This window comes from Sphingomonas sp. BK481 (assembly GCF_014194875.1).
Taxonomy (GTDB): domain Bacteria; phylum Pseudomonadota; class Alphaproteobacteria; order Sphingomonadales; family Sphingomonadaceae; genus Sphingomonas; species Sphingomonas aerolata.
In genome coordinates this window covers 211,260-231,964 of sequence record NZ_JACIAP010000007.1, presented here as the reverse complement: position 1 = coordinate 231,964, position 20,705 = coordinate 211,260, and the positions used below count along the sequence as shown (strand labels likewise).

The window sequence follows — 20,705 nt, the reverse complement described above, 5'->3', positions numbered from 1 at the left end:
GGGGTTCAAACCCCGGCCATAGTCTTCTAGACTCGGCGTCATGACCCTTCGCCGTCGCCGCAGCGCGCTCTACATGCCCGCCTCCAACCCCCGCGCCATCGCCAAGGCCCGCAGTCTGGCCTGCGACGTCGTGATCCTCGACCTCGAAGATGCGGTGGCGCCCGACGAGAAGGCGGCGGCGCGCGACCGTGTCGTTGCCGAGGTCGGCACGGGGGGTTTCGGTACGCGCGAGCTGGTGGTGCGGATCAACGCGCTCGATACCCCATGGGGCGCCGACGACATCGCCGCCCTGCGCGGTCTCGGCGTCGATGCGGTGCTCGTGCCCAAGATTTCCGACGCTGCCGATCTTGCCGACGTCCGCGCCGCACTGGGTACCGACGGGCCACCGATCTGGGCAATGATCGAGACCTGTGGCGGCGTGCTCGAACTCCCAGGGATTGCTCGTGCGGCCGCGGGATCGCGGCTCACCGCGCTGATTGCCGGCACCAACGACCTCGCCAAGGAGCTGCGCTGCCGCCCGGGCGTCGATCGAACGCCACTCATCCCCGCGCTGATGGCGATCGTGACGGCCGCACGCGCGGCCGGGCTCGTGGCGTTGGACGGCGTATGCAACGCGCTCGACGATCCGGCGCGCCTCGCCGCCGAAGCCGAACAGGGCGCTGGTCTCGGCTATGACGGCAAGACGCTGATCCATCCGGCGCAGATCGCGGTGGCGAACACCGCGTTCGGCCCTACCCCCGACCAGCTCGCCTGGGCCCGGACGGTGGTCGCAGCGTTCGCGGACGGCGCCACTGCGGACAAGGGCGCGATCCGCCTGAACGGTGAGATGGTCGAACGACTCCACCTCGCCGAAGCGGAGGCGATGCTCGCACAGGCGGGTCAGCCCGCAGGCTGACCCCGGCTCAGCGCGGGCGGCCGACCCAGTCCGCGACCTGTTGTGCGACGCTGTTGGCCGCGGTGTTGATCCCCGCCGCCGCGGACGGCGCATCGATCGCCGCGACCGGCACGCGCGCCTCGAAGCGACGCTTCTCGACCGACTGCATCCCTGCCCGCGTCAGCGAGGCATCGAACGTCACGACCGCCTCGCGCGTCGTCGCGTCGAGCCCGAAATTGCGCAGTTCCCCGCCCAGCATTGCACTCGGATCGCCGACTGCCTGGACCGTCGACAGCACGACCATCCCGGTGCGCGCCGCGACCGTGTCGGACATCAGTCGCGCGAACAGCCGCGCTGGCGGCTCGGCCCATTGCGCGTCCTTCACATAGGCGATCGACGTCGCGGTCGCCTGCACCGGCACGCGCGCGGTCGCCAGCGCTTGCGGCACCGTCGGCACCTGCAGCGTGATCGACTTCGACGTCGCCGAATTCTGGTTCTGCCCGACCGCGACCGCGGACTGCACCGTCAGCGTCAGCAGGGTCGGCGGCGGTGCGGCGCCAAAGCTGATGCAGGCGCTGAGCGGCAGCGCCGCGAGGAGGATGAACAGCGGTGTCTTCATGGCGGTCATCACTTACCCTTATAGTCCGGAAGCTTCTGCTGCCCGACGAGCGAGCCTGCCCCCTGCTGGTCGACACGTTCGGCAACCGAGGACAGCGCCGCGGCGGTGGTGCGCAGATCGTGGACGAGGCGGTTAGCTTCGGGAATGGTGGTCTTCGAGAAGGCCTGCAGCCCGGGCCGCGCGTCGCCGATCGCCGCGTTCAGCGTTTCGGCGCTGGTCTGTGCCGACTGGATTGCCTTGTTCAGATTGGCCATCGCCGGTTTCACGTCTTCGGACAGCACCCCGTTGGTGGTCTGCGCGAGCACCCCGAACTGCTGTGCGGCATCGCCCGCCTGCTGGATCGCGACCCGCGTCTGCGCCAGCGTCGCGGCGATTTCCGGCCCGCGATCGGCCAGCGCATCGGTCAGGCGATTGGTGTTCTCGAGTATCCCGGCGATCGACGCCTGATTGCGATCGGTCAGCAGCCCGGTCAGCCGCTCGGTCAGCGTCGACAGACGCTCGAGCAGCTGCGGGGCCGAATTGAGGATCGCGCCAAGGCCACCCTGCTTGGTCGGGATGACCGGCACGCCATACGGGCATGGCTGGCCGTTCGAATCGGGGCAGCCGACCGCGGGCGCACCCTTGCGCGCGCCATCGAGCGAAACCTGGCTGACGCCGGTGAAGCCGACGCCCGAAATCGACGCGGTCGTGCCCTGGAGCACCGGCGTCTCCTCGTTCACGCTGATGCGGACGCGGACGAACTGCGGGTCGTTCTTCCACAGCGAGATCGACTTCACCTGCCCCGACGGCACACCTGAAAAGGTCACCGCGGAGCCGCGCGCCAGACCATCGACCGACTGGCGGAAGAAGATGTCATATTCCTTCTCTTCCGTCCCGCCGAGCCGCGCGATCCACACGGTGAACAACGCGAGCATCGCCAGCAGGATCAGCACGACGGCGCCGACAAGGACATGGTTCGAACGGGTTTCCATCAGAGCGTCCTTGCTTCTTTCTCGGCATATGTCGCGTCGGCGTCGTCCGGCGCGGACTGCTTGGACTGGACTTCGGTCGGGTGGGCATCGGCGACCGCGTCGGCGCTGCGATGCGCCTCCTTGGTCGCCACCGCGGCGCGGCCGCGCGGTCCCTTGAAATACTCCTCGATCCACGGATGGTCGAGCGCGAGCAGTTCGTCGATCGTGCCTACCGCGATCACCTTCTTGTCGGCGAGCACCGCGACACGGTCGCAGATCGCGTAGAGCGTATCGAGGTCGTGCGTGATCAGGAAGACGGTCAGGCCCAGCGTCTTCTGCAACGACTGCGTCAGCGAATCGAACGCCGCCGCGCCGATCGGGTCGAGCCCGGCGGTCGGCTCGTCGAGGAACAGCAGTTCGGGGTCGAGCGCGAGCGCACGAGCGAGCCCGGCGCGCTTCTTCATGCCGCCCGACAGTTCGGCGGGAAACTTGTTCGCGGCATCCGCGGGCAGGCCGGTCATCACGACCTTGTACGCCGCGATCTCGGCGAGCAGCGCGGGCGGCAGGTCAGGATAGAATTCGCGCAGCGGCACCTCGACATTTTCGGCAACCGTCAGCGTCGAGAACAGCGCGCCGCCCTGGAACAACACGCCCCAGCGCTTTCGGATCTCGGTCGCCTCGGTCTCCTCGCGGCCGATATTCGATTCCCCGAACACCGTGATCGCGCCCTCGGCGGGCGTCTGGAGGCCGATGATCGAGCGCATCAGCACCGACTTGCCGGTCCCCGACCCGCCGACCACGCCGAGGATCTCGCCACGCCGGACGTCGAGGTCGAGACCGTCATGCACGACCGAATCGCCGAACTCGTTCCTCAGCCCCTTTACGGAGATGATGCTGTCGTCAGTCTTGCGGGCCATCAGTCCCAGCCGATCCAGGTGAAGAATACCGCGAAGAACGCGTCGAGCACGATGACGAGGAAGATGCCCTGCACCACCGCCGAGGTCGTGCGCAGCCCGACCTGTTCGGCGTCAGCCTCGACCTGCATGCCCTGGAAACAACCCGCGACCGCGATGATCGCCCCGAACACCGGGGCCTTGATCAGCGCGATGTACAGATCGGTGATCGGCACGACTTCGCGGATCCGGGCGATGAAGGTGACGGGCGGGATGCCGAGCTGGATCCAGCACAGCAGCCCACCGCCGATGATCGCGATCAGCGACGCGTAGAAGGCGAGCAGCGGCATCATCACGATCGCCGCCAGTACGCGCGGCAGGACCAGCGCCTCCATCGGCGACACCCCGATCGTCCGCATCGCGTCGATCTCTTCGGTCAGCTTCATCGTGCCCAGCTGCGCGGCAAAGGCGGAGCCCGACCGGCCCGCGACCATGATCGCGGTCATCAGCACGCCGAGTTCGCGCAGCGTCAGCCGCCCGACCAGGTTGATCGTGAACACCTCTGCGCCGAACTGGCGGAGCTGGACCGCACCCTGCTGCGCGATGACGACGCCGATCAGGAAGCTCATCAGCCCGACGATGCCGAGTGCGGCGATGCCCACGACCTCGAAGCGCTGGACGACCGCGTTGAAGCGGAAGCGCTTGGGGTGGCGAATGACGCTGCCGAAGGCGATCGTCGTCGCGCCCAGAAAGGCGAGCAGGCCGAGCATCGTCCGGCCGGTCAGGACGACTGCGTCGCCGATCTCGCCCAGCACGCGCTTTACCGAACCGACCGGCTTGCCGCGTGCCGCCAGCGGCTGGTCGGAGGCGACGACCTGATCGAACAGATTCTGGCCGTCGGCATCGAGCCCGTCGATCGTCGCGTCGTTGCGTGCGGCAAAACGGTGGACGATCCAGGCGCCGATCGTGTCGATCCGGTCGACCTGGCTCAGATCGACCCGTTTGATCGACGCGGCATCGACCGCCTCGAGCCGATCGGGAAGATTTCCGATGTTGGCGAGCGACAGATCGCCGGTGAAGCGAAGCGTACCCGTGTCGGCACCGTCCTGCTGAAAATCGGCCATCGCGCTCATCGGCGGCACCTTTGCGGCAAACGGACTGGATCGGCAAGACGAATGCTGTGTAAGCCGGCCCAATGACCCAGCTTCTCGCCATCTACGACATGGACAAGACGATCACGCACGCGCCGACCTGGACGCCGTTCCTGATCCACACCACGCGGACCGGCGGCGCGCCGTGGCGACTCGCGCTGGTGCCGGTCGCAGCCCTCGCGGCGGCGGGATATCTCGCCAAGCTGATGAGCCGGGGCCGCCTGAAGCACATCATGCAGCGGATGATGCTCGGCAAGACGCTGACCCCGGCGCAGGAGCGTCGTGCCGCCGAGGCGTTCGCCGACCGCGTGATGCGCGATGGTGTCTTCGCCGCCGCGCTCCGCCAGATCGAGGCGGATCGCGCGGCGGGATACAGGCTGGTGATGGCGACCGCCTCCTACCGCTTCTACGTCGAGTCGATCGCCGAGCGGCTCGGCTTCGATGCGGTGATCGGTACCGAGAGCCTGCGCGACGCGAACGGGCATCTGCTCGCCGGGATCGACGGCGAAAATTGCTATGGCCCTGCCAAGCTCGCGATGATCGAGCGCTGGATGGCGCGTGAGGGGATCGCGCGGCACGATGCGCATGTCCGATTCTATTCGGACCATGTCTCCGATGCGCCGACCTTTGCCTGGGCCGACGAGCCGTTCGCGGTCAACGCGCACGGTCCGCTCCGCCTTCTAGCAAAGGCGAAGGGCTGGCCGATGCCCGACTGGGAGCGATAACCGGGGCGACTAGAGGATCCGGTCGACCGTGTGGATCACCAGGCCGACGAGCCCGCCGACGATCGTGCCATTGACGCGGATATATTGCAGGTCGCGACCGACCGCATTCTCCAGCCGGCTGGTGATCGTATCGGCATCCCAGCCGCGCACCGTCTCCGACACGAGCCGGACGATACCGTCGCCATAGTCCGCCGCGATGCCGACGACCGCGCGGCGGACGAACCGGTTGATCGTATGCGACAGCCGCGGATCGTGGAGCAGCGTCTCGCCAAGCTGGCGCAGCACGTCGCCCAGCTTGCCCGCCATCGCCCGCTCCGGATCGCGCGCGATCGCCAGCAGCGCGCCGCGCGCCTGCTCCCACAAACCGTCAAGCCAGCGCTGCATCGCTGGGTTGTCGAGCAGGTCGTTCTTCATCGCCTCGACCCGCTCGCGCATGCGGCGGTCATATTGCAGGTCCCAGGCCAGCCGCTCGAGCGCTTCCTCCGCCTTCAGCCGCAACGGGTGCTGCGGATCCTCTGCCATCTCCGCGAGCAGGCGGTCGAACCCGTTGATCAGCTTGTCCGCGACCGTAGTGTCGAGCCCCGTCCAGCGCAGGATCGAACCCGACTTCTCGTGCACCATCGCGCGGACGAGATGGTCGTTCGCGGCGAGCGTGACCGATGCCCAGCGGATCGCCGCCTCGAGCAGCGGAGCGTGACGACGCTCGGCGATCGCGGCCTTGAGCAACTGGCCGAGGATCGGCGATATCTCGGTCTGGCGCAGCCTTGCGCGGATGCCGGCCTTCACCATGCCGCCGAGCCGCGCGGGGTCGAGGCCTTCGAGAATCTGCGCGACCAGCTTTGACGCACCAGACCGGAACCGCCCCCCTGCCCCTTCGGGCGGATCGGTCAGCCAGTGTGCGATCGCGCCCGCGACGTCGAGCCGCCGCATCCGGCGCGAGATGACCGAGGGTAGCAGGAAGTTGTCGCGCAGGAATATTGCGAGCGTGTCGCCGATCCGGTCCTTGTTCCGCGGGATGATCGCGGTGTGCGGGATCGGCAACCCGAGCGGATGGCGGAACAGCGCGGTGACCGCAAACCAGTCCGCGAGTCCGCCGACCATCGCCGCCTCGGCAAAGGCCCGGACGAAGCCGATCGCAGGGTGCCGGTCGACCAGCGCGCGGCTGACCAGGAACACGACCGCCATCAGCACCAGCAGCCCGGTCGCGACGATCCGCATGCGAATGAGGGCCGGGTTCGTCGCTTCCTTGGCCAGGCGCACGCGGGAATTCGATGTCATGCCCGAAACAATCCCCGAGCGCAGGGATAGTTCACCCGTGAGGTGTCACGCCGGCGATCATTCCGCCGGCTGTGTCCCGCCATCGCCGTCGCGAAAGCCGATCTTGGGCGATGCCGGCCCGAGCGCCGGCGCGTTGGGGCCGGCGATCCCGACCACCTCCGCGCCGTCGTCACCGGGCCGGAAGGTGAGCAGGCGACGACCCAGTCGCGGCCCGGCCCAGCGCTCGATCCCGACCGCGATGCTGAACGTCGCCGGCACGATCAGCAGTGTCAGCACGGTCGACATCACCAGACCGCCGATCACGGTGATGCCCATCGGCGCGCGGAACGATCCGTCGCCGCCGATCGACAGCGCGGTCGGCACCATGCCCGCGACCATCGCGACCGTGGTCATCACGATCGGCTGCGCGCGCTTGTGCCCGGCATCGACGATCGCGGTCCAGATATCAACGCCCTTGCCCATCTCCTCGAGCGCGAAGTCGATCAGCAGGATCGAGTTCTTCGCGACGATCCCGAGCAGCATCAGCAGCCCGATATAGACCGGCATCGAGATCGGATGCCCCGTCACCCACAAGGCGAGCAGCCCGCCGAGCGGCGCGAGGATCAGCGACCCCATGTTGACGAACGGCGGCAACAGACGGCGATAGAGCAGCACGAGCACCGCGAAGACGAGCAGCACGCCCGCCACCACCGCGACGATGAAGTTGCTGATCATCTCGGCCTGCCACTTGGCCTGGCCGAGCACGAGTTCGCTCACCCCGATCGGCAGCGCGTTCATCGTCGGCAGCGCATGGATCTGCTTCTGTGCATCGCCGCTGATCACGCCGGGCGCGAGATCCGCACCGATCGACAGCTGGCGCTGCTGGTTGACGCGGTCGATCTTGGTCGGCCCCGAGCCCAGTCCGATATCGGCGACGAGACTGAGCGGCACCGATCCACCCGTCGCGGTGGCGACCGGCAGGTTCTGGATCGTCGCGAGGCTCGTCCGCGCATTCTGGTCGAGCGCGACGCGGATCGGGATCTGGCGATCGCTGAGCGAGAAGCGTGCGCTGTTCTGGTCGATATCGCCCAGAGTCGCGATGCGGATCGCACTCGACAGGCCCTGCGTCGTCACGCCGAGATTGGCGGCGAGATCGAGCCGCGGGCGGATGACGATTTCAGGCCGTTGCAGATTGCCCGCGACGCGCGGCGCGACCAGCGACGGCAGTTTAGCCATCTCGGTCACGATCTTCTGCGCGGTCGCGTCGAGCTTGACCGGGTCGTCGCCGCCCAGCGTGATCGTCACGTCGCGATTGCTGCCGCCCCAGCCGAACTGCGACCGGAACGACACACGCGCATCGGGGATCGCCGCGAGCTGCGGCGCGAGGCTCCGCTCGAACGCGGTGCTCTTCATCGAGCGATCGTCCTTGAGCGTCGCGGTGACGCGGCCATTGCCGACCGCGGTGCGGGCATAGACCGATGCGACATCGGGTTGCGCCTGGAGGATGCTCGCGACCCGGGTCACGACCGCCTGGGTCTGCGCCAGCGTCGTGCCGGGCACCATGTCGATCGTTGCGGTGCTCGTGTCGCTGTCGCGCGGCGGCTGGAAGGTCGAGGGCAGGACGAAGAACATCGCGATCGTTATCGCGGTCGCGGCCGCACCCGCCACGACCGGCAGCCAGCGGTGCCGCAGCGTGAAGCGCAGCGACGCCATGTACCAGTCCATCAGCTTGCCTTCGCCGTGGCTGGCGGTGCCGTGCGCCTTCAGGAAATAGGCCGCGATCATCGGCGTGATGAGACGCGCGACCGCGAGGCTCATCAGCACCGAGGCGACCACGGTCAGACCGAAATTCTTGAAGAACTGACCCGAGATGCCCGGCATCAGTCCGACCGGCAGGAACACCGCGACGATCGACATCGTCGTCGCCAGCACTGCCAGCCCGATCTCGTCCGCGGCGTCGATCGACGCCTGATAGGCGGATTTGCCCATCCGCATGTGCCGGACGATATTCTCGATCTCGACGATCGCGTCGTCGACCAGCACGCCCGCGACGAGGCTGAGCGCGAGCAGCGTCATCTGGTTCAGCGTGAAGCCGAGCAGATCCATGAACCAGAAGGCGGGAATCGCCGACAGCGGAATGGCGAGCGCGGAAATGATCGTCGCGCGCCAGTCGCGCAGGAACAGGAACACCACGATCACCGCGAGCACCGCGCCCTCGATCATCGCGTCGATCGCGCTGTGATATTGCTCCTCGGTATATTTCACGCTGTTCGAGCGCAGTACGAAATGCACTGCCGGGTTGCGCTTCTCCAGCGCCTCCAGCTTCTTGACCGCGTCGTTGAACACGGTGACGTCGGACGCGCCCTTGGCACGCTGGAAGTCGAAGCTGATGACCTGGCGACCGTTGATTGCCGCCGCGGTCCGCTGCTCTGCATAAAGGTCGCGGACCTGCGCGATGTCCGCCAGCCGCACGGTCCGCCCGCCGACCGAGATCTGCGTCTGGCCAAGGTCATAGGCGTTCTTGGCATTACCGAGCACGCGGACTGACTGTTCGGATCCGGCGATCTCCGCGCGGCCGCCCGCCGCGTTCAGATTGACCTGACGCAGCTGCGCGTTGACCTGGCTCGCGGTCAGCCCCTGGCTCTGCAGCTTGACGGGATCGAGGATCACGCGAATCTCGCGGCTCACCCCGCCATTGCGGTTGACCGCGGCAAGCCCCGATACCGATAGCAGCTCCTTCGCCACGGTATTGTCGATGTACCAGCTCAGCTGTTCGACGGTCATGTCGCTGGCGATCGCGGAGTAGCTCGCAATATCCTCGTCGGTGGTGTTGGCGCGGAACACCTGCGGCTCGAGGATCCCCTCGGGCAGGTCGCCGCGGATCTGCGCGATCGCGTCGCGAACGTCGTTGACCGCGCGGTCGATCGGCGTGCCGATATTGAGCTGGATGACCGTCTGCGACGTGCCTTCGGTGACCGTCGAGCTGATCTGGTCGATGCCCTGCAGCGTCCGCACCGCCGCCTCGACCCGCTGCGTGACCTGGGTTTCCAGTTCGGTGGGCGCCGCGCCCGGCTGGCTGATGACGACGATCGCGATCGGGAAGTCGATATCCGGATCGTTGTTCACGTCCATCCGCATGAAGCTGACGATTCCCGCCAGCGTCAGTGCGAGGAACAGCACGATCGGCGGTACCGGGTTGCGGATCGCCCAAGCCGAGATGTTGCGGAAACCCATGGTGCGTCAGCCCCGTTTGATACTGGTGGGTGTCGTCGTCGCGCTGGTCGTCGCCTTGGTCACGGGCTTGACCTTCTGCCCCGGTGCGAGGAACCCGCCGGCCGACTGGACGACGCGTTCGTTGCCCTGCAGCCCGCCTGCGATCGTCACCGCACTGTCGGAAACCTGACCGATCTTCACGTCGCGGCGCACCACCTTGTCGTCGGGACCGACAACATACACGAAACTGCCCTTGTCGTCGCTCTGCAACGCCGAGTCGGGCAACTGCGGCGCGACCGTCGCGCCACCGACGATCGACGCCGCGGCGAACCCGCCCGGGCGCAGCGCGGGATCATAGGCGAGCGCGATTCGCGCGACGCCCTGGCGGGTCTGGGGGTCGATCACCGGCGACACCTGCCAGACCTCACCCTTATACCCCTTGGCCGAACCGACCGGGGTCACCGTCGCCCGCGCACCGACCGGAAGGCCGAGCAGATCGCTTTCGGCCAGCGCCGCGCGCATTTCCATCTGTCCGCCCATCGCCATGCGGAACAGCACGCCGGACCCCGAACTGACGATCTGCCCGGGCTCGACACCGCGGGTCAGCACGAGGCCGGCGGCCGGTGCACGGATGTCGAGTCGCCCGTTGCGCGCGCGGGCCTCGCCGAGCGACGCCTGCGCCACCTTCACGCGCGCCGCCGCCGCATCACGCGTCGCCGCCTTGCGCTGGAGATCCGCCTTCGAGATGAACCCGCGATCGACCAACTGCTGCGCGCGGTCGAGCTCCGCCTGCGCGATCGTCTCGTCCGACCGCGCCACGGTTACGGATGCCGACAGCGATGCCGCGGTCTCGGTCTGGACCGAGCGGTCGACCGTCGCGAGCACCTGCCCCGCCGCGACCCACTGGCCCGGCTCGACCAGCACGCGCGTGATCATGCCGCCCTCGCCCGCGACGCCGACGGGCATTTCGCGCCGCGCGGCCAGCGTACCGGTCGCGGCGATCACGCGGTCGACGGTCTGGCGACCGGGCACGATGACGGTGACGCTCGGAATCTGCTCGGTCGGCGCGCCGGGCGCCGCCGCATCCTTCTTGCCCGATCCAAACGCGAACCAGGCGATGGCCAGCGCCGCGAGGATGACGACCACCGCGATGATGATGTTGCGACGGGTATGCGACGGCGGCGTCTGATCCGTCAGCACCTGCTGCGGCTCGCCGCCGATCGTCCTGGCTTCGTAGTTCATGCGCGCGCTATCCCCGTCCCGACCCGAATCCGCCGGACCACTCGCCAGCTGTATTATATAAATAGATCACCGTGCTCAAGCCCCCCGGCACGCCGCGCAGCCAAATGTCAGACATGACCAGGATCGCACCTGTCTGCAAGCTGCACGCGACGTTCAGCCTGCGTTGACCCGGCTTCGATCAATCGCGAAAGCAGGCTGACTTACAGGGAGACACGATATGACCAGGTTCACCATGATCGCGACGCTGGCGGCGGTTCCGCTTGCCGCCGCGATCCCCGCCGCCGCTTCGGCACAGGCGCAGGCGTCGACGGTCGAACCGATGGTCCCCGCGACCGGGACCGTGCTCGACGTCAGCGCCGAGGGCCGCACCACGCGCGTGCCCGATGTCGCGACGATCCGTGCGGGTGTCGTCTCGCAGGCGACGACCGCCGCGGCCGCGCTGGCGGACAATGCGCAGCGGATGAACCGCGTCCTCGCGGCATTGAAGAAGGCCGGGGTCGCGCCGCGCGACATCGCCACCGCGACGGTGGGGCTCGCGCCGCAATATCGCTATGCCGACAACCAGCCGCCGGCGGTCACCGGCTATCAGGCGACCAACAGCGTCTCGATCCGCTTCCGCGACGTGGCGAAGTCGGGCGCGATCCTCGATGCGCTGGTCGCCGAGGGCGCGAACCAGATCGACGGTCCCAATCTGTCGATCGACCAGCCCGATGCGGCGCTGGACGAGGCGCGGGCCGACGCGGTCAAGTGCGCGCGTGCACGCGCCGAGATCTATGCGCGGTCCGCTGGCATGCGCGTCTCGCGAATCGTCTCGATCACCGAGAATGGCGAGAATGCCGGCAACCCGAACCCGCCGGTCTTCATGGCGCGCGCCTCGATGGCCAAGGACAGTACGCAGATCGTCGCGGGCGAGAAGGACGTCACCGTTTCGGTCTCGGTCCGCTTCCTGCTGAACTGAGCGCACAGAAAAAGGGCCGCCCGGTTGCCCGGACGGCCCTTTTATCAACGCTGTGTAGCGACCGCTCTTAGCGGACGCTGCCGCGGCGCACGAGGTTGACGATCGCGAGCAGCACGATCGCGCCAAGCAGCGACACGATGAAGGAGGTCAGCGTCAGCGGTGCGCTGTTGATCGAGCCACCCGACAGGATCAGGCCGCCGATGAAGGCGCCGACGATGCCGACGATGATGTTCAGGAAGATGCCCTGCTGCGCGTCGGTGCGCATGATCATGCTGGCAATCCAGCCGATGACGCCGCCGATGATCAGCCAAAGAATGATACCCATTTTACTTTCCCTCCGTTGTTCCCGTAGCCGGGCGATGGCGGAAAGACGTGCGAGCACGGACGTTTGTTCCGCCCGCGTTTTGATTATGTAGGCTGATTCGGGTCAGTATTTCTGCTGCCTTTCGTACAGCGACTTATAGTGCTGGATCCGCGTCACGCGCAGGCCCGGCATCCCCGACCGGTCGATCGCGCGCTGCCATCCGGCAAATTCCTCGACCGTCAGTCCATAGCGGTCGCAGACCTCGTCGACCGACAACAGACCGCCATTGACCGCGGCGACGACCTCGGCCTTGCGGCGTACGACCCACCGCGTCGTGCTCGGCGGCGGCAGCGAATCCAGCGTCAATTGCTCGCCAAGCGGTCCGATGACCTTGGCAGGGCGGAACTTCTGGTTCTCGATCATTTACAACCTCTGATCGGGGCGGGGGCCCCCTCTCGATACGTGGCTACGACCCGTAGCCAAGGGAGTTGAAGAATGGCTGAAACGCCGCGGTAAACGCCGCGGTCATTCCTGTTTCCATCGCGTCAAGGCATCCGCCATTGGCCCGTTGAACGCCCCGTGGACGGGGGCGAACAGCTTGGGATCGATCGTACCCCGCGAAAACCCGGCCTGAACCGCCGCGGTCGGGCTCGCCGCCTGACGCGCGGCGATCCCGACGATCAACACCGCCAGGTCGCCGGGCAGAACGGTCAGCTCGGCCTCTCGATCGAAACGGGGGAAGCTCAGATCCAACGCGACACTCGCAAAACACCAACTAGAGGTCCCGTCTAAACGCCGGGGAATGAAAACGAGGTAAAGTTCGGGACAAAGAGTTGTCGCGCCTGTCGCTTTTTTTGCAACGCCTCGTCGCAGAGCCTATGGTGTACCGATGGAACAGGCGGATTTTCAGCTCGGCGGCGCGACACCAGGGTCGGGGTCGCTGGCCGGTCGACGGATCGTCGTCGCGATGTCGGGCGGGGTCGACAGCTCGGTCGTCGCGGCGCTCGCGCATGCGACCGGCGCGGAGACGATCGGCGTGACGTTGCAGCTCTACGACCACGGCGAGGCGGTCGGCCGCGCGGGCTCGTGCTGCGCGGGCCGCGACATTCGCGACGCGCGCGCGGTCTGCGACCGGCTGGGCATCGCGCATTACGTCTTCGATCATGAATCGAGCTTTCGCGAACAGGTCGTCGACACCTTTGCCGACGCTTATCTCGCGGGGCGCACGCCGATTCCGTGCGTCCAGTGCAACATGGGGCCCAAGTTCACCGATCTGCTGAAGCTCGCGCGCGATCTCGGCGCAGACTGCCTGGCGACCGGCCATTATGTCCGCCGCGTCGAGGGGACGCACGGCGCCGAACTCCATCGCGGCGCGGATCCGGCCCGCGACCAGAGCTATTTCCTGTTCGCGACGACGCAGGCGCAGCTCGACTATCTGCGCTTCCCGCTCGGCGGCCTGCCCAAGGCGCGCGTGCGCGAGATCGCGGCCGAACTCGGCCTCGGCGTCGCGGCCAAGCCTGACAGCCAGGATATCTGCTTCGTCCCCGACGGCGATTACGCCGGACTGGTCAAGAAGCTGCGCCCGGAGGCAGATACCGCAGGCGATATCGTCGATATCGGCGGCATGAAGCTCGGCGAGCATCGCGGGCTGATCCACTTCACCGTCGGCCAGCGTCGCGGACTGGAGATCGGCGGCAGCCCCGAGCCGCTCTACGTCGTTCGCGTCGAGCCCGACACGAAGCGCGTCGTGGTCGGTCCGCGCCGTGCGCTCGCGGTTTCGGCGGCGCAGCTGAGCGACATCAACTGGCTCGGCGACGATTTCACCGGGCCGCTCACCGCCAAGGTGCGCTCGATGGCCAAGCCCGTCCCGGCGCGCCTGATCGGCGACCGCGTCGTGTTCGACTCACCCGAATATGGTGTCGCACCGGGACAGGCGACCGTCCTCTATGCCGGCGACCGCGTGCTCGGCGGCGGCTGGATCGCGTCGACCGAGGCGGCACTCGCCGCCGCCTGACGCGTTGGGCGTGGCATGGATATCGACGACCTGCGCCGCCAGATGGAAGCCGCCGCTGCGGCGATGGACTTCGAGACCGCGGGGCGGCTGCGCGACCAGATCAGCCTGCTCCGCGGCGGCGGCACCGTCGCCGACACCGCGGGACTCACCCGCCAGCAACCCGGAGCGATGGGTCTCGGCACCAGCCAGCAACGCCTGACGCCGCCGCCCGGCTGGGTGAAGCCGAAAAAACCCGATCCGATGACCAAGGGCCGCAAGCGGTAACGCCCTGGCTCCCCCAAAACCGGTCATCCTGACAAAAGTCAGGATCCAGGATAACGAAGCAAGACGATCCTGGCTCTGGATCCTGACTTTCGTCAGGGTGACAAAGAGTTAGACCGCACTCACGGCAGCAGGAACGTGCCCTCGATCACCGTCACGCACGCACCGCCAAGCACCACCCGGTCGCCTTCGAGCCGGCACGACAGCCGCCCCCCGCGCGCGCTCGCCTGGAACGCGGTGAAGCTGTCGCCCAGCGTCTGCGCCCAGTACGGCACCATCACCGCATGCGCCGACCCCGTCACCGGGTCCTCGTTGATTGCATAATAAGGCGTGAAGACGCGGCTGACGATCGCGGTCGCGGACCCCTTCGCCGCGACGATCGCGACGATCGGAAACTTCGCCAGCGCGACGAAATCGGGCTTCAGGTTGCGGACGATCGCCTCGTCCTCGACGATCACCAGCGCATAGCCCTTGTCGTGCCACAAGGTCTCGACCGGCGAATCGATCGTCAGTGCCGCGACGATCTCCGGCATTGCCTTTGGCGCGGGCGCCCAGGCCGGCAGCTCGAGCGTGTATCCGCCATCCGCGCAGGCGACCTCGAGGATCCCGGCCTGCCGCGTTGCGAACCGGACCCGGTCGCGCGCACTATCCGACGACAGCACGAAATGCCCGCTCGCCAGCGTCGCATGCCCGCACAGCGCGACCTCTGCGCCCGGCGTGAACCAGCGCAGGTCGAAATCGACGCCCTCTTCGGCCGAGGGGACGATGAACGCGGTCTCGCTCAGGTTGTTCTCCTGCGCGATATCCAGCAGCACTGCATCGTCGAGCCACGCGGACAACGGCATCACCGCCGCCGGATTGCCCGCAAAGGCCGTGTCGGCGAACGCATCGATCTGCGCGAACGGTATTCTCATGCTGCTGCCCCTCTGCCCGTTTGTCGGGCGCCGAGCGGGTTAAACCCGCTTGCCAAACCAATGCGGCGTCACGTCCGCCTCGACCAGCGGATTGTCGGTATCGACATGCCCTTCGGGATCGAGGTGGATCAGCACTTCGACCTTGGGAAAGGCGGTGCGCAGGTTGCGCTCGACCGCCTCGACGATGTCGTGGGCATGCGCGACGGTCAGGTCGCGCGCGACCTCCATGTGGAACTGCGCAAAATCATGGCTGCCCGACCGGCGGGTGCGGAAGTCATGGATGCCGCGGATGCCGGGCTGACGCGCCGCCACGTCGAGGAACTGCGCACGCAGATCCTCGGGCCATTCCTTGTCCATCAGCTGGTCGATCGCATTCGACGATGCCGAGAACGCACCCCAGGCGAGCCACAGCGCGATGACGATGCCGAAGATCGGATCCGCCCCGCTCCACCCCATATACTGGTCGAGCACCAATGCGACGATCACGGAACCGTTGAGCAGCACGTCCGACTGGTAATGGACATTGTCCGCAAGGATCGCGACCGAACCGGTCTGGCGGATGATCCGGCGCTGATAGGCGAGCAGGAACACCGTCGCAACGATCGCGACGACCGACACGCCGATGCCGAAATCGGCGCCCGTGGTCGGCTGAGGATCGTTGAACGCGAGGATCGCGCGCCAAGCGATGCCGGCGGCCGACGCGGTGATCAGCATCACCTGGAACAGCGCGGCGAGCGCCTCCGCCTTGCCGTGGCCGAAGCGGTGGTCGTGATCGGCGGGCGTCGCCGCGAGCCGCACGCCGTACAGCGTGACGAGGCTCGCGAGCAGGTCGAGCGCGGTATCGGCCAGCGAGCCGAGCATCGCCACCGATCCGGTCGTCCACGCCGCAAAGCCCTTCAGCAGCAGCAGGAAACACGCCATCGCGACGCTGGCGAGCGCCGCGCGCGTCGCCAGCGGGATCACCCTGCGGCGTTCGTCCTGGGTCATGGGAACAGCAATCCTTCGGTCCAGCCTTCACCGTCGCGCACGAACAGTCGCCGCTCATGTAGGCGGTGTTCGCGGTCCTGCCACAGCTCGATGCGATCGGGCGCGATCCGGTACCCGCCCCAGTGCGGCGGCCGCGGCACGTCGCCACCCTCGAACCGCGCCTGCGCCTCGGCAAAACGGCGTTCCAACGTGTCGCGCGTGTCGAGCGGGCGCGATTGCTCCGACGCCCATGCCCCGAGCTGCGAATCACGGCCGCGCGTCGCGAAATAGGCGTCCGATTCCGCATCGCTCACCAGGTCGACGCGCCCCTCGATCCGGACCTGCCGGCGCAGCGACTTCCAGTGGAAGAGCAACGCCGCATGCGCGTTCGCGGTCAGCTCGCCCGCCTTGCGGCTCTCGCGGTTGGTGTAGATGACGAAACCATCGGGGCCATGCCCCTTCAGCAGCACCATCCGCACCGACGGCCGCCCCTGCGCATCCGCAGTGGCGAGGGCTACAGCGTTGGAGTCGTTGATTTCTGTCTGCCTGGCCTCGGCGTACCAGGCCTCGAACAGCGTGATCGGGTTATCGGACATGGCAGCGCCATAGCGAAACTTGGCGGGCCGCGAAACAGCACACGGCACGTGGGGTTACGGAACGACTCGCGACGCCGACGATTGAATCGGTTTCGCAACGAAGGAAACCGCACCGTGGCAGCGCGCGCCTATTGGCAGGGACAGATCCGGCTAGCGCTGGTCTCGATCCCGGTCGAGATCTACTCCGCCACCAAATCGGGTGCGGCGGTCTCGTTCAAGCAGATCCACGAACCCTCGGGCCAGCCGATCCATTACGACAAGGTCGTCACCGGCGTCGGCCCCGTCGATGCCGACGAGATCATGAAGGGCTATGAGGTCGAAAAGGGTGAATATGTCCTGCTCGACCAGGACGAGATCGACGCGGTGAAGCTCGAATCGAAGAAGACGCTCGAACTCACCCAGTTCGTCGATGCGAGCGACATCGACGTGCTCTATTATGAAAAGCCCTATTTCGTCGTCCCTGCGGACGATCTGGCGGAGGAGGCGTTCATCGTCCTGCGCGAGGCGCTCCGGCGGACCAAGAAAGTCGGGCTCGGCCAGCTCGCGATGCGCGGCCGCGAATATGTCGTCAGCCTCAAGCCCTGCGGGCGCGGCTTGGTGCTCGAGACGCTGCGCTACGCGGACGAGGTGCACAAGGCGCAGGGCTATTTCCGCGACATCTCCGACGACAAGCCCTCCGAGGAGCTGCTCGAACTCGCCGAGGCGCTGATCGAGAAGCGCAGCGGCGACTTCCACCCGCAGGACTTCCACGATCGGTATGTCGACGCGCTGAAGGACCTGATCGAACGCAAACGCAAGGCGAACGGCAAGACGATCATCGACGACAAGGGCAGCGGCGAGACCAAGGGGTCGAACGTGGTCGACCTGATGGCGGCGCTGAAGAAGTCGATGGAGAAATCGGGCGGCACGGCCGCGGCTGCGAAGAAGGCGCCCGCCAAGAAAGCCCCGGCCAAGACCGCGCCAAAGACCGCGACCAAGTCTCCGGCGAAGAAACGTGCGTAACGCCCCCTGTTGTGTCCCCGCGAAGGCGAGGACCCAGCCTGGGCTCCCGCCTTCGCGGGAGACCGATGGTGGCTGACACCCCAGACCCCCTCGCGCTCTACAATGCCAAGCGGGACTTCGCGAAGACCGCCGAACCCGCCGGCACGCTGACCCCCGGCAACGGCAACAGCTTCATGGTGCAGAAGCACGACGCCACCCGCCTCCACTGGGACCTGCGCCTGGAGATCGACGGCGTCCTCAAAAGCTGGGCGGTCACCCGCGGCCCCAGCCTCGACCCCAACGAAAAGCGCCTCGCGGTCCGCACCGAGGACCATCCCTTGAGCTACGCCACGTTCGAAGGCGCGATCCCCGCGGGCGAATATGGCGGCGGCACGGTGATGCTGTGGGACCGCGGCACCTGGGCGCCGATCAAGGGCAAATCGGCCAAGGACCTCGACAAAGGCCATCTCCACTTCGTCCTCGATGGCGAGCGGATGAAGGGCGAATGGCTGCTGATCCGCCTGAAACCCCGCGCGAAGGAAAAGCGCGAGAACTGGCTGCTCCGCAAGATCGACGACGCCGCGGCGGGCGGCACCGACACGCTGGTCGACGAAGCGCTCACCAGCGTCTCGACAGGGCGTACGATGGCGGAGATCGCGGAAGGCAAGAAGCCGGCACGCGCAAGCAAACCCGCCCCTCCCCCGTCATCCCGGCGAAAGCCGGGACCCAGAGCGAAAAGCGTCGCGGCGGATACTCTGGATCCTCGCCTTCGCCAGCATGACGGCACGCTTCCCGAATTCCGCGACCCCCAACTCTGCACGCTCGTCGATGCCGTCCCCACCGGCACCGCCTGGCTGCACGAGGTCAAATATGACGGCTACCGCGCGCTCGTCGCCGTCGCGAACGGCAAGGCCAACGTGTTCACCCGCACCGGCCTCGACTGGACCGACAAGTTCGCCGGAATCGCTGCCGCCGCCGCGAAGCTCCCCGTAAAATCGGCGCTGCTCGACGGCGAGATCGTCGCCTTCAAGAACGGCCACCCCGATTTCTCGACGCTGAAAGACGCGATCTCCAGCGGCGGTGACATGACCTTGTTCGCGTTCGACCTGCTCGAAGTCGACAGCGAGGATCTGACCGGCCTGTCCAATCTCGACCGCAAGGCCCGCCTCGAACCGCTGATCCCGGCCGATGACGACCGCCTGCGTTATTCGGACCACGTCATCGGCGCGGGCGAGAAACTGTTCGAGACGATGTGCCGCGAGGGCCTCGAAGGCATCGTCTCGAAACGCGCCGACGCGCCCTATCAGGGCAAGCGGACCAAGGCGTGGCTCAAGGTCAAATGCACGCACCGCCAGGAATTCGTCATCGTCGGCTGGCTCCCGTCCGACAAGAAGCGCGGCTTCAAGTCGCTGCTGCTCGGCGTCCGCGAGGGCAAGACCTATCGCTATGCAGGCAAGGTCGGCACCGGCTTCGACCAGGCGCTGATGGACGACCTCCGCGAGAAACTCGACGCGCTCGACCGCAAGACGCCGACGGTCGAGGCCCCGAAGGCCGCGGTCCGCGGCGCGAAATGGGTGACGCCGAATCTCGTCGCGGAGATCGCCTTTGCTGAAACCACCCCCGACGGCGTGCTGCGCCATTCGAGCTTCATCGGCCTGCGCGAGGACAAGGCGGCGAAGGACGTCGTCGCCGAGACGCCCGCCCCGCTCCCCGATGCTGCGCCTGAGACCACGATAAATATCACCAACCGCGACCGCGTGATCTTCGACGAATCCGACGTCACCAAGGGCGATCTCGCCGACTATTATGCTGCACTGTCGGGCCTCATCCTCCCCTTCGCGGGCAACCGCCCGATCAGCCTCGTCCGCTGTCCGCAAGGCCGGTCGCGCGCCTGCTTCTTCCAGAAACACGATGCCGGCAGCTTCGGCGACGCGGTCCATCAGGTACCGATCCGCGAGAAGGACGGATCGACCGAGAACTATCTCTATGTCGACGATGCCGACGGGCTGGTCGCCTGCGTCCAGATGGGGACGATCGAATTCCACGGCTGGGGATCCTCCAATCAGACGCTCGAAAAGCCCGACCGCCTCGTCTTCGATCTCGACCCCGACGAGGGGCTCGACTTCGACGATACCAAGAAGGCCGCAGAGTATCTGAAGACGCAGCTCGCCGAACTCGGCCTCGTCAGCTTCGCAATGCTGTCAGGCGGCAAGGGCGTCCATGTCGTCGTCCCGCTCACCCCCAGGGCGGAATGGCCCGCGGTCAAGGATTTCGCCGACCGTTTCGCGCGGGCGCTGGCAAGTGCCAAGCCCGACCGGTTCGTGGCATCGATGGCCAAGGCCAAGCGCAAGGGCCGGATCTTCATCGACTGGCTGCGCAACCAGCGCGGCAGCACCGCGGTGATGCCCTATTCCGCCCGCGCCCGCGCCGGCGCACCTGTCGCCGCCCCCGTATCATGGAGCGAATTGCGCGATATCGACACCGCCGCCCGCTGGGGTGTGCGCGACGCCGAAGACCTGATCGCACGCGCCGGGTCGCGCGGGTTGAAGGGCTGGGGTGTGGCGGACCAGGTCCTGCCGGATTTCTGAGGGTCGCGCGCCTCTATATGGCTCGGTCCCCGGCGAAGGCCGGGGCCCAATTGGGGGACGCCCGTGATAAAGGGTGGCTAGCCGTAACGCGCCTCCACCCAATTGGGCCCCGGCCTCCGCCGGGGTGGAAGGCGTAGGCGAAACCCGCCCCGCAGACACGCTTTTAGGTTGCACCGCGGCGGCGAAAGGTGAAACACCC

General features: G+C 67.1%; 20 protein-coding genes. 7 read left to right on the top strand and 13 right to left on the bottom strand.

Annotated features, from left to right (window positions below):
* The first annotated feature begins 40 nt into the window (after positions 1 to 40).
* Positions 41 to 895: a CoA ester lyase gene (locus FHY04_RS14985; protein WP_183937001.1), complete on the top strand. Its 855-nt coding sequence runs from the start codon at positions 41 to 43 to the stop codon at positions 893 to 895.
* A gap of 7 nt (positions 896 to 902) precedes the next feature.
* Here FHY04_RS14985 and FHY04_RS14980 read toward each other — a convergent pair whose 3' ends face one another.
* The 4 genes from FHY04_RS14980 to FHY04_RS14965 are packed head-to-tail and all read right to left on the bottom strand — an operon-like array spanning position 903 to position 4,469.
* A complete protein-coding gene (locus FHY04_RS14980) occupies positions 903 to 1,493 on the bottom strand; it encodes an ABC-type transport auxiliary lipoprotein family protein (RefSeq protein WP_409349172.1) in 591 nt (196 codons plus the stop codon).
* An 8-nt stretch (positions 1,494 to 1,501) separates the two neighbouring features.
* Complete coding sequence (locus tag FHY04_RS14975; protein WP_031396265.1) at positions 1,502 to 2,464, bottom strand: MlaD family protein; 963 nt, start codon at positions 2,462 to 2,464, stop codon at positions 1,502 to 1,504.
* The gene (locus FHY04_RS14970) at positions 2,464 to 3,360 is read right to left on the bottom strand and encodes an ABC transporter ATP-binding protein (protein ID WP_031396264.1); all 897 of its coding nucleotides are present in this window, start codon (positions 3,358 to 3,360) and stop codon (positions 2,464 to 2,466) included. Before FHY04_RS14970 ends, FHY04_RS14975 begins: the two co-directional genes overlap by 1 nt.
* A complete protein-coding gene (locus tag FHY04_RS14965) occupies positions 3,360 to 4,469 on the bottom strand; it encodes an ABC transporter permease (RefSeq protein WP_031396263.1) in 1,110 nt (369 codons plus the stop codon). Before FHY04_RS14965 ends, FHY04_RS14970 begins: the two co-directional genes overlap by 1 nt.
* Before the next feature lie 62 nt (positions 4,470 to 4,531).
* Here FHY04_RS14965 and FHY04_RS14960 point away from each other — a divergent pair, with 62 nt between their 5' ends.
* Positions 4,532 to 5,212 (top strand): HAD family phosphatase, encoded by a 681-nt coding sequence (locus FHY04_RS14960; RefSeq protein ID WP_031440557.1) that lies wholly within the window; start codon positions 4,532 to 4,534, stop codon positions 5,210 to 5,212.
* Between the two features lie 9 nt (positions 5,213 to 5,221).
* On the opposite strand, the gene FHY04_RS14955 is transcribed toward FHY04_RS14960, so the two are convergent.
* Genes FHY04_RS14955 through FHY04_RS14945 form a run of 3 tightly spaced genes read right to left on the bottom strand, consistent with a single transcriptional unit; the run spans position 5,222 to position 10,924 of the window.
* Positions 5,222 to 6,490 carry a DUF445 domain-containing protein gene (locus tag FHY04_RS14955; protein WP_031440558.1) on the bottom strand — a complete coding sequence of 423 codons (1,269 nt, stop codon included), beginning with the start codon at positions 6,488 to 6,490 and terminating at the stop codon, positions 5,222 to 5,224.
* A gap of 57 nt (positions 6,491 to 6,547) precedes the next feature.
* Entirely contained in the window at positions 6,548 to 9,703 is a 3,156-nt protein-coding gene (locus FHY04_RS14950) for an efflux RND transporter permease subunit (protein WP_031440559.1), read from the bottom strand.
* Between the two features lie 6 nt (positions 9,704 to 9,709).
* The gene (locus FHY04_RS14945; RefSeq protein WP_183936999.1) at positions 9,710 to 10,924 is read right to left on the bottom strand and encodes an efflux RND transporter periplasmic adaptor subunit; all 1,215 of its coding nucleotides are present in this window, start codon (positions 10,922 to 10,924) and stop codon (positions 9,710 to 9,712) included.
* A 217-nt stretch (positions 10,925 to 11,141) separates the two neighbouring features.
* On the opposite strand from FHY04_RS14945, the gene FHY04_RS14940 reads away from it, so the two are divergent.
* Positions 11,142 to 11,882 (top strand): SIMPL domain-containing protein, encoded by a 741-nt coding sequence (locus FHY04_RS14940; protein WP_183936998.1) that lies wholly within the window; start codon positions 11,142 to 11,144, stop codon positions 11,880 to 11,882.
* Between the two features lie 67 nt (positions 11,883 to 11,949).
* On the opposite strand, the gene FHY04_RS14935 is transcribed toward FHY04_RS14940, so the two are convergent.
* The 3 genes from FHY04_RS14935 to FHY04_RS14925 all read right to left on the bottom strand — a co-directional run bounded on the left by FHY04_RS14935 (position 11,950) and on the right by FHY04_RS14925 (position 12,939).
* Positions 11,950 to 12,207 carry a GlsB/YeaQ/YmgE family stress response membrane protein gene (locus FHY04_RS14935; protein WP_031393003.1) on the bottom strand — a complete coding sequence of 86 codons (258 nt, stop codon included), beginning with the start codon at positions 12,205 to 12,207 and terminating at the stop codon, positions 11,950 to 11,952.
* Between the two features lie 102 nt (positions 12,208 to 12,309).
* Entirely contained in the window at positions 12,310 to 12,609 is a 300-nt protein-coding gene (locus FHY04_RS14930; protein WP_031393004.1) for a DUF1153 domain-containing protein, read from the bottom strand.
* A 102-nt stretch (positions 12,610 to 12,711) separates the two neighbouring features.
* Positions 12,712 to 12,939: a hypothetical protein gene (locus FHY04_RS14925; RefSeq protein WP_183936997.1), complete on the bottom strand. Its 228-nt coding sequence runs from the start codon at positions 12,937 to 12,939 to the stop codon at positions 12,712 to 12,714.
* A 136-nt stretch (positions 12,940 to 13,075) separates the two neighbouring features.
* Between FHY04_RS14925 and mnmA the strand changes: the two genes are divergently transcribed.
* Together mnmA and FHY04_RS14915 are read left to right on the top strand one after the other, a co-directional pair.
* Positions 13,076 to 14,200, top strand: coding sequence for a tRNA 2-thiouridine(34) synthase MnmA (mnmA, locus tag FHY04_RS14920; protein WP_056407215.1), 1,125 nt, complete (start codon positions 13,076 to 13,078; stop codon positions 14,198 to 14,200).
* 15 nt (positions 14,201 to 14,215) lie between these two features.
* Complete coding sequence (locus tag FHY04_RS14915; RefSeq protein WP_031440563.1) at positions 14,216 to 14,464, top strand: UvrB/UvrC motif-containing protein; 249 nt, start codon at positions 14,216 to 14,218, stop codon at positions 14,462 to 14,464.
* A 119-nt stretch (positions 14,465 to 14,583) separates the two neighbouring features.
* Here FHY04_RS14915 and FHY04_RS14910 read toward each other — a convergent pair whose 3' ends face one another.
* Genes FHY04_RS14910 through pdxH form a run of 3 tightly spaced genes read right to left on the bottom strand, consistent with a single transcriptional unit; the run spans position 14,584 to position 16,937 of the window.
* Entirely contained in the window at positions 14,584 to 15,375 is a 792-nt protein-coding gene (locus FHY04_RS14910) for a PhzF family phenazine biosynthesis protein (RefSeq protein WP_183936996.1), read from the bottom strand.
* 39 nt (positions 15,376 to 15,414) lie between these two features.
* Positions 15,415 to 16,362, bottom strand: coding sequence for a cation diffusion facilitator family transporter (locus tag FHY04_RS14905; RefSeq protein ID WP_031440565.1), 948 nt, complete (start codon positions 16,360 to 16,362; stop codon positions 15,415 to 15,417).
* Positions 16,359 to 16,937: a pyridoxamine 5'-phosphate oxidase gene (gene pdxH, locus FHY04_RS14900; RefSeq protein WP_183936995.1), complete on the bottom strand. Its 579-nt coding sequence runs from the start codon at positions 16,935 to 16,937 to the stop codon at positions 16,359 to 16,361. The genes FHY04_RS14905 and pdxH overlap by 4 nt, the downstream gene beginning before the upstream one ends.
* A 114-nt stretch (positions 16,938 to 17,051) precedes the next feature.
* On the opposite strand from pdxH, the gene FHY04_RS14895 reads away from it, so the two are divergent.
* On the top strand, positions 17,052 to 17,939 hold the full coding sequence (locus tag FHY04_RS14895; protein ID WP_183936994.1) for a Ku protein: 888 nt from the start codon (positions 17,052 to 17,054) through the stop codon (positions 17,937 to 17,939).
* A 65-nt stretch (positions 17,940 to 18,004) separates the two neighbouring features.
* The gene (ligD, locus tag FHY04_RS14890) at positions 18,005 to 20,506 is read left to right on the top strand and encodes a DNA ligase D (RefSeq protein ID WP_183936993.1); all 2,502 of its coding nucleotides are present in this window, start codon (positions 18,005 to 18,007) and stop codon (positions 20,504 to 20,506) included.
* The last annotated feature ends 199 nt before the right edge of the window (positions 20,507 to 20,705 follow it).

Coding starts and splice junctions, on each gene's coding strand:
- ligD (WP_183936993.1), top strand. CDS start 18,005: ATGGTGGCTGACACCCCAGACCCCCTCGCGCTCTACAATGCCAAGCGG.
- FHY04_RS14950 (WP_031440559.1), bottom strand. CDS start 9,703: ATGGGTTTCCGCAACATCTCGGCTTGGGCGATCCGCAACCCGGTACCG.
- FHY04_RS14915 (WP_031440563.1), top strand. CDS start 14,216: ATGGATATCGACGACCTGCGCCGCCAGATGGAAGCCGCCGCTGCGGCG.
- FHY04_RS14960 (WP_031440557.1), top strand. CDS start 4,532: ATGACCCAGCTTCTCGCCATCTACGACATGGACAAGACGATCACGCAC.
- FHY04_RS14985 (WP_183937001.1), top strand. CDS start 41: ATGACCCTTCGCCGTCGCCGCAGCGCGCTCTACATGCCCGCCTCCAAC.
- FHY04_RS14940 (WP_183936998.1), top strand. CDS start 11,142: ATGACCAGGTTCACCATGATCGCGACGCTGGCGGCGGTTCCGCTTGCC.
- pdxH (WP_183936995.1), bottom strand. CDS start 16,937: ATGTCCGATAACCCGATCACGCTGTTCGAGGCCTGGTACGCCGAGGCC.
- FHY04_RS14935 (WP_031393003.1), bottom strand. CDS start 12,207: ATGGGTATCATTCTTTGGCTGATCATCGGCGGCGTCATCGGCTGGATT.
- FHY04_RS14910 (WP_183936996.1), bottom strand. CDS start 15,375: ATGAGAATACCGTTCGCGCAGATCGATGCGTTCGCCGACACGGCCTTT.
- mnmA (WP_056407215.1), top strand. CDS start 13,076: ATGGAACAGGCGGATTTTCAGCTCGGCGGCGCGACACCAGGGTCGGGG.
- FHY04_RS14930 (WP_031393004.1), bottom strand. CDS start 12,609: ATGATCGAGAACCAGAAGTTCCGCCCTGCCAAGGTCATCGGACCGCTT.
- FHY04_RS14975 (WP_031396265.1), bottom strand. CDS start 2,464: ATGGAAACCCGTTCGAACCATGTCCTTGTCGGCGCCGTCGTGCTGATC.
- FHY04_RS14955 (WP_031440558.1), bottom strand. CDS start 6,490: ATGACATCGAATTCCCGCGTGCGCCTGGCCAAGGAAGCGACGAACCCG.
- FHY04_RS14905 (WP_031440565.1), bottom strand. CDS start 16,362: ATGACCCAGGACGAACGCCGCAGGGTGATCCCGCTGGCGACGCGCGCG.
- FHY04_RS14980 (WP_409349172.1), bottom strand. CDS start 1,493: ATGAAGACACCGCTGTTCATCCTCCTCGCGGCGCTGCCGCTCAGCGCC.
- FHY04_RS14965 (WP_031396263.1), bottom strand. CDS start 4,469: ATGAGCGCGATGGCCGATTTTCAGCAGGACGGTGCCGACACGGGTACG.
- FHY04_RS14945 (WP_183936999.1), bottom strand. CDS start 10,924: ATGAACTACGAAGCCAGGACGATCGGCGGCGAGCCGCAGCAGGTGCTG.
- FHY04_RS14970 (WP_031396264.1), bottom strand. CDS start 3,360: ATGGCCCGCAAGACTGACGACAGCATCATCTCCGTAAAGGGGCTGAGG.